Here is a 6,726-nt window from a genome sequence, read left to right as displayed (position 1 = left end):
AGTGGTATAGTATACAAAAAGATACTAAAGGGGTAATTAGGATGAATCTAGAACCAGAATTATGTCGTGTAGAAGATGCTTAAGCCATAGATCGACTACTGCCATGGTCAAAAAACCTTATCTGTTACTTGTATCGTCTTTAACAAGTTACCTAAATAATAAATCAAGTCCCGACCTCTATGAAGGTGGGGACTATTTGACGCTTGTTTAAGTAAGATTGATAGAAGAAATGAAATGATATAAAATTCATTTTTTTGTTTTTTATAGACCACTAAGCAATAACATAATGAAATCACAGCAAAAAGAATCGAAACAGCTGCTTTTATTTTTTTCATTATATCCTCCTCCATCCATCTTTTTGTTTGCTTGGCTTATTTTGGAATACGAAATCCACGACATGCCTGCTGTTGCTTTGAAATAAAGTTTGATCAAAAATACCTTACAAATCATTATTTTATAATTAGTAAAAAGAATCCAATTAAAAAAAAGATTGATCATTTTCTACCCGTGTTGCTCTACAATCGCGCCCGATTGTGGAATATCAACTTACCTTTAATTAGGTCGTATTGTTAAACGGAAAACAATAGTTCAATAAAACAGCGGCAGTCTAGGACTTTCTTTTCCCTAGGCTGCCGATTTTGTAATTTCCTTTTCTGATAGTTGTTTATTAATCAACTGACCCCGCATACAACATGCGCCGAGTGTATGTGGCAACACATGGGGTGCAGGTGAGTATTCAGTCTATTGTTCCTGGACTGATTCTTCATTAAATATTGATTTTGATAAATTATGGATAATATCTCCACGGCTTATAATCCCTATAACTCTACCTGCTCCATTCACTACAGGAAGCTTCTTAAAATGATGCTTGGATATTAAACTAATGGCACTTTCAAAGTCATCATCGGGTGCTAATGTCTTAATATTTTTCTTAACCATAATTTCCTCAATAGGGGTATTCATTTTTTCTCTTAATACATCTTCTATTTTTTGAGCTTCTTCTAAATAGGTAACATAGTAAGCTAAATAAAAAGTCTCTGTATGTGGGGAAAGAAAGCGTACGATATCCCCATCTGAAACGATGCCCACTAAATTTCCTTTATCATTAACCACTGGGACACCACCAATTCGATTCGTTTCTAAAATAGAAGTTAATTCTTTGACAGTTGTTGAATGCTTAGCTGTAATTACTTTTCGAATCATAAAATCGCGTACTTGCATGTAGACCTTTCTCCTTTCCGCATAAAGAATAAAGAACGTACTAGCGGCTTTTACAAGGTTAATTTCTTGCGCATACAAAGCTAAGAATGAAGCAATAACAAAATGCAATCACAGCAAAAATAATCGAAACAGCTGCTCTTTTATTACATAATCCTTTTATAGTTGTTTATTAATCAACTGACCATCTATAAACACATGCTGTTTTAATTTCTAGTAGTAGAAAAACCTGATTTTTCGTAAAACACTAAATTTGTGTCCCATAAGGTTGCCTTATACTATTCTTTGATTGCCATTAATTTCTCCGATTGTTGTTTTCTTTTTATGGTAGTGGCGGCAATCTGCAAGCCCATCATCGCTACGTTAATCACAATCAGCCCCGCTATTGCTGTTGAGAAGCTATCCATCGCATCGTGAATCCAGCCAAGAATAAGGGGGCCGGTTGCCCCGATTACATAGCCGGCTGATTGAGTCATGGCCGACCAAGCAGCCGCCTCCTGTGGATTGTCGGTAGCGTCCAAAGGCAGTAGTAGATTGAGAGAAAACAATGCGCCGGCGCCTACACCAATAAAGATCGTGGCAATCAACGGTGCAATGGAGGACGCAAGCATCACAAGCCCTACGAGTTCCGACAGCGCTGCAACCATTAGCCAAAGGCGACGTGAAGGGAATTTACGAAGCATGATTGGCAGAACAAAGCTTACCGGAATCTGGACAACAACGAAAATCGTAAGCGCACTTGCAGCGTAGGACTTACTATAGCCCATCCCTTGAATAATCTGTGGCAACCAAGCTGTGACTGAATAGAATAGCATGGCCATCAAACCGAACGTCAGTGTAAGTAGCCAGGCTTTCTTATTTGTCCATGGCATACTCGTCTTCGTGCCGGTTGAAGTAGGATGATCTTGCGGTCTAATATTCCGCATAACGAACAACCACCATAATAGCACTGCGACGAATGCGATTACCGCCCATATACCGAGCGCGCTCTGCCAAGAGTTCATACTATTCTGCATCGGCACAATCAAGCTCGAGCTTAATGCTGCTCCCAGAGTAAGTGCAACCGTGTATATCGCTATCATCGAAGGCACATGCTTAGGAAAGTGGCGCTTAATAAATCCAGGAAGAAGCGGTCCTACAAATGCAATTCCTATACCCGCGATAAAAGCGGTAATAAGCAAAAATGAGCCCGAATTCGTGAAGAACCTAAGAACAGTACCAACTCCGATGACAAGTAGCGACCATCCTAATACCCGCTCAATACCCCATTTTCCGCTGAACTTTACGGCTACAGGAGCGAAGAGTCCCATACAAAGAACAGGAATCGAGGTCAGCAAACTCGCTACGGAGGCGTTCATTCCTAAGCTGGTTCTAATCGTTTCGAGCAATGGTGCGATTGAATTAATTGCCGGACGCAAGTTCAATGAGGCAATAAATAAAGCGATTATCATTAAAATATATTTCTTTTTCATAAAAATTTCAAACTCCTTCAAGATCTTAGGATCTTATTATAAATTTCAAACCAATAGTAAAGCCCAACTTCACCGTAGATTAATAAGAAATTGGGCTCTTTCATTACTTAATTAAAGCGACCTATTCTGGAATATTTATTTATTTGTTTTTCAATTCTCGTCTTACTAGTGGCATTACTTTAGTAGCTAATAATTCAATCGCACTTGCAATCTGGGATAACGGCTGACAAATATCAAGCTGCATAATAAAGCGATTATGACCAAATAATTCGTGCTGATAAAGAATTTTTTCAACGATTTCTTCAGGACCTCCAACAGCAAGTGCATCATTTTTAGAAACAGCTGCTGCCACTTGATCTTTAGGAATATTTCTTCTCATCATCGTTCCAATATAATTAGAATAATATGGGTAAAATTCATTAACAGCCTGTTCGGCAGTCTTGCCAATATAGCCATGGCTTGTGATTGCAATTTTTAAATCCTCTTCTGCATGTCCTGCCGAAATCCCAGCCTGACGATAGGCTTCTACTAATGGTTTTACATAAAAAGGATTACCTCCTAAAATAGCGAGTGCCATTCCAAACCCAGCCTGCCCAGCCCGAACTGCACTTGCAGGGGTACCTCCTACTCCTCTCCAAACAGGAATCTTATCTTGTTTTGGTCTAGGTGCAATCTCGCTATTATTTAATGGCGAACGAAACTTCCCTTGCCATGTAACACGTTCATTATTATTTAATTCTTGTAACAGTTGTAGCTTCTCTTCAAAAAGTTCATGATAATCATCTAAGTCATAGCCAAAAAGAGGGAACGATTCGATAAATGCTCCTCTACCAGCTATGATTTCAGCACGCCCTCCTGAAATTAAATCTACTGTCGAAAAGTCTTCAAATACTCTTACAGGATCTGCTGTACCTAATACGGTTGTAGCGCTGGCTAGTCGAATATTTTTCGTTGCATGTGCAATCGCTGCTAATACAACAGGTGTAGCTGAAACTGCAAAATCTAAACGATGATGTTCCCCTAAGCCAAAGATATCCAATCCTGCTTCATCGGCTAGCTTCGCTGTCTCGATTATATTTTGAATGCGTTCTTCTGCAGGAATGATTTTTCCAGTAATAGGATCTGGAATTATTTCTCCAAAAGTATAGATACCAAATTCAAACTTCTCTTGATTTGTCTGGCTCATATGGCAACCCTCTTTCATTTATATAATTATCTTTCCTTAAAATAAAATAGCATCCAGTGAATATTGTCCTGCCCCCGTAAGAGCTATAGGAATTGCTACAACTAATGTAGCAAGACAGTATTCATATCCACCTTTTTGTCCTCCCCTTTAATTCTCTTTATCCAAAATGTTTTTAGATTTCCTTTGAATGATGTTATTATTACTCATAATAATCATTTTAAAAAGTACGCACTTAAAAGTGGTATAGTATACAAAATGATACTAAAGGGGTAATTAGGATGAATCTAGAACCAGAATTCTGTCGTGTAGAAGAGTCTTTAAGCATATTAGTCGGGAAATGGAAACCAATTATCTTATTGCATTTATTGAAGAACGGTACTCAAAGATTCAGTGAATTAAAACGAAGAATGCCCGGAATCACGCAAAAAATGCTGACTAATCAATTACGGGAGTTGGAAAACGAGGATATTATTCAGCGTGTTGTCTATCCACAGGTTCCGCCTAAAGTGGAATATTCGATTACCGAATACGGCAGGAGCTTGGAACCAATCTTACACGCAATGCATGACTGGGGAACAAAGCATCAATTGCATAAAAGACAAAAAATGAATGAAAAAGTGAGTAAATAAAAAAACTGCCTTTATTGGCAGTTTTTTTATTAAATATCTAATTTTCTTTAAAGGTGTTGCTCAATTAAATGTCCCGATTGTGGACTAGGAGCTACAGACGATTCTTCAACTAAACTGCCCAGATAGTTTAGGTACAATATTTCACAATCTTTCATGTGTAATAAGAAAGGCGATTATCAAATTGGAAATTAATAAAAAGATTTGATATGACATTAAAAGAGGTATTTTCATGCACTATATTAGCATGAAAATGGAAAAGCATCCAAAGTGGTTCATTCTAATCTATTTACTACTTCTTTCATTGGATTTTCCTGTATTTTACAGTGTGATGAAACTTCCCATGAAGTATATAATAAACTCCGATTCCGGCTAGAATGAAGAAAGTGCTATAAAAATATAATGAACTATAGCCTACTTTTACTGTTACGAGACCGAATAAAAAGGAACCAATTCCAAATCCAAAATCAAATGTTGATAGGTATGTAGCCGTAGCCAATGCCCTTTTTTCAACCGGTGCAATTTGAATGGCGATTGTTTGAAGACTTGGAAAGATGGTTCCCCAACCTAAACCAATAAGGGCCGCTGAAAGAAGAAATGATAGTAATGATGTTGAAGCGCTAAGAAAATATGTTCCAACAGCATAAAGGAAAATTGCCGGATAGATAATTTTATTTGCTCCATAAAGATCAAACCATTTCCCGGTAAAAGGTCTCGAAATTAACAGGATGATAGCATACACTACAAAGAAATAACTAGCTGCTTCAACTAAACCAATCTCTTTGGCATATACAGACATAAAAGAAATAATTCCAGAATAAGCCAAAGCAAAAAATCCAGAAATTAATGAAACGGGAATAGCAGAACCCTCAAATAAGGACTTTATTCCTTTACTTGAATCTAATTTTTTGACTTCTTGTGTTACAGTGTTTTTAGGAATCCGAACAAATAAGGCGACAATCAGAGCAACTAGTGCCAATAAAGCATTAATGAAGAACAATAGATTTGTTCCTCCGTGATGCATAATAGTTAACCCTAAAAAAGGTCCAATTACCATACCAAGATTGAGTGTTAGTCCATAATAGCCCATCCCTTCCCCTTTTCGTGATTCAGGGATGAGATCTGCTACGATGGCTCCGGTAGCTGTAGTTGCCATTCCAAATCCAATTCCATGGAAAAAGCGAACAATAAGTAGTGTAGTGATCGATTGCGTTATAAAATAAAAAAAAGATGAACCACAAACTATTAAGAAAGCTGTCAAAAAAACAGGATACTTTCCAATCCTTTCTATCCATTTGCCCGCGAATGGACGAGTAATGATACCTGCAATTAAAAAAATTGTAACAATTAGCCCAACTTCCGCTTCATTACCATTTAGTCCTTGCAAGGCATATATCGGTAAAGTAACCAATAAATAATAAAATATTGTAAAGGTAAGAAAATTAGCTATTGAAATACTAATAAAATTTTTTGTCCATAATTTGGGCTTGAGCAATATAATTCCTCCATTATTCATCTATATTAAAAAATATAAGTTTTGATATATTAAATACTTGCTGTTAGTTATTTTTATCATTTTTTGACAGAATACTCCCTTGCCCAAAGACGGATTAGGATAATCCGAAAATGAGCGCCTATCCTTGTTCAAAGATAGCGCCCGATTATGGAATATCAATGCCTAAATCTCATTCGAGATAAGCCCCTGTTACTTTATTTGGATGCATTTTGTCTACAAACTGTGCCTAACACCCATAAGATGTTCGTTGAGAATAATTATTTTTCAGTTGCTGTATTCCCCATTGCAATAGAAATTCTATTCCAACTGTTGATTTGATTAATTATTAGTACAAGGTCAACATATTGTCGCTCGTCATAATGTTCACGTACTCGTTGATAAAGCTTATCTGGTACACGTTTTGTCGGGATTAAAGTCACGTATTCTGTTAACTCAAGAGCCACTTTTTCTGGATCTGTGTAAAATGTGCACTCTCTCCAGGCACTAATTCAATATAATCGTTGTTCCGTTTCACCCATTCTTCTAGCATCAGCTGTATGCATGTTAAGACAATATGCACAACCATTTATTTGAGATGCCCGAATTTTTATAAGTTCACGAAGTTTACGGTCTATACCTGTTGTTTTCGTATACTTCCCCATTTCCATCATTATTTTTAGTGCTTCTGGTGATACATTGTAATAATCAATTCGTTGTTCCAATTTAATT

6 protein-coding genes and 1 pseudogene are annotated in these 6,726 nt (G+C 37.0%); 1 reads left to right on the top strand and 6 read right to left on the bottom strand.

Annotation, left to right across the window (positions count from 1 at the left end):
• Positions 1-107: 107 nt before the first annotated feature.
• The 4 genes from V7149_RS20925 to V7149_RS20910 form a co-directional block, all read right to left on the bottom strand.
• Positions 108-335, bottom strand: coding sequence for a hypothetical protein (locus tag V7149_RS20925; protein WP_335347527.1), 228 nt, complete (start codon positions 333-335; stop codon positions 108-110).
• 406 nt (positions 336-741) lie between these two features.
• Positions 742-1,221 (bottom strand): CBS domain-containing protein, encoded by a 480-nt coding sequence (locus V7149_RS20920; RefSeq protein ID WP_335347526.1) that lies wholly within the window; start codon positions 1,219-1,221, stop codon positions 742-744.
• Between the two features lie 275 nt (positions 1,222-1,496).
• Positions 1,497-2,690 carry an MFS transporter gene (locus V7149_RS20915; RefSeq protein ID WP_335347525.1) on the bottom strand — a complete coding sequence of 398 codons (1,194 nt, stop codon included), beginning with the start codon at positions 2,688-2,690 and terminating at the stop codon, positions 1,497-1,499.
• Positions 2,691-2,829: 139 nt separating this feature from the next.
• On the bottom strand, positions 2,830-3,876 hold the full coding sequence (locus V7149_RS20910; protein ID WP_335347524.1) for an LLM class flavin-dependent oxidoreductase: 1,047 nt from the start codon (positions 3,874-3,876) through the stop codon (positions 2,830-2,832).
• 278 nt (positions 3,877-4,154) lie between these two features.
• On the opposite strand from V7149_RS20910, the gene V7149_RS20900 reads away from it, so the two are divergent.
• On the top strand, positions 4,155-4,505 hold the full coding sequence (locus V7149_RS20900) for a winged helix-turn-helix transcriptional regulator (RefSeq protein ID WP_335347523.1): 351 nt from the start codon (positions 4,155-4,157) through the stop codon (positions 4,503-4,505).
• Positions 4,506-4,803: 298 nt separating this feature from the next.
• Here V7149_RS20900 and V7149_RS20895 read toward each other — a convergent pair whose 3' ends face one another.
• Both V7149_RS20895 and V7149_RS20890 read right to left on the bottom strand, forming a co-directional pair.
• Positions 4,804-5,997, bottom strand: coding sequence for an MFS transporter (locus V7149_RS20895; RefSeq protein WP_335347522.1), 1,194 nt, complete (start codon positions 5,995-5,997; stop codon positions 4,804-4,806).
• A gap of 278 nt (positions 5,998-6,275) precedes the next feature.
• Positions 6,276-6,719: pseudogene (locus tag V7149_RS20890) on the bottom strand (carboxymuconolactone decarboxylase family protein).
• Positions 6,720-6,726: the final 7 nt, after the last annotated feature.

Origin of the sequence: Bacillus sp. JJ1503, assembly GCF_036965125.1 — a bacterium.
GTDB lineage: Bacteria > Bacillota > Bacilli > Bacillales > Cytobacillaceae > Cytobacillus.
Note: the sequence above shows the minus strand (reverse complement) of the source record. Positions and strands in the feature narration are given on the sequence as shown.

What these genes read in the sequence shown, in the direction of transcription:
- V7149_RS20925 (WP_335347527.1), bottom strand. Translation starts at nt 335, where the DNA reads ATGAAAAAAATAAAAGCAGCTGTTTCGATTCTTTTTGCTGTGATTTCA.
- V7149_RS20920 (WP_335347526.1), bottom strand. Translation starts at nt 1,221, where the DNA reads ATGCAAGTACGCGATTTTATGATTCGAAAAGTAATTACAGCTAAGCAT.
- V7149_RS20910 (WP_335347524.1), bottom strand. Translation starts at nt 3,876, where the DNA reads ATGAGCCAGACAAATCAAGAGAAGTTTGAATTTGGTATCTATACTTTT.
- V7149_RS20915 (WP_335347525.1), bottom strand. Translation starts at nt 2,690, where the DNA reads ATGAAAAAGAAATATATTTTAATGATAATCGCTTTATTTATTGCCTCA.
- V7149_RS20900 (WP_335347523.1), top strand. Translation starts at nt 4,155, where the DNA reads ATGAATCTAGAACCAGAATTCTGTCGTGTAGAAGAGTCTTTAAGCATA.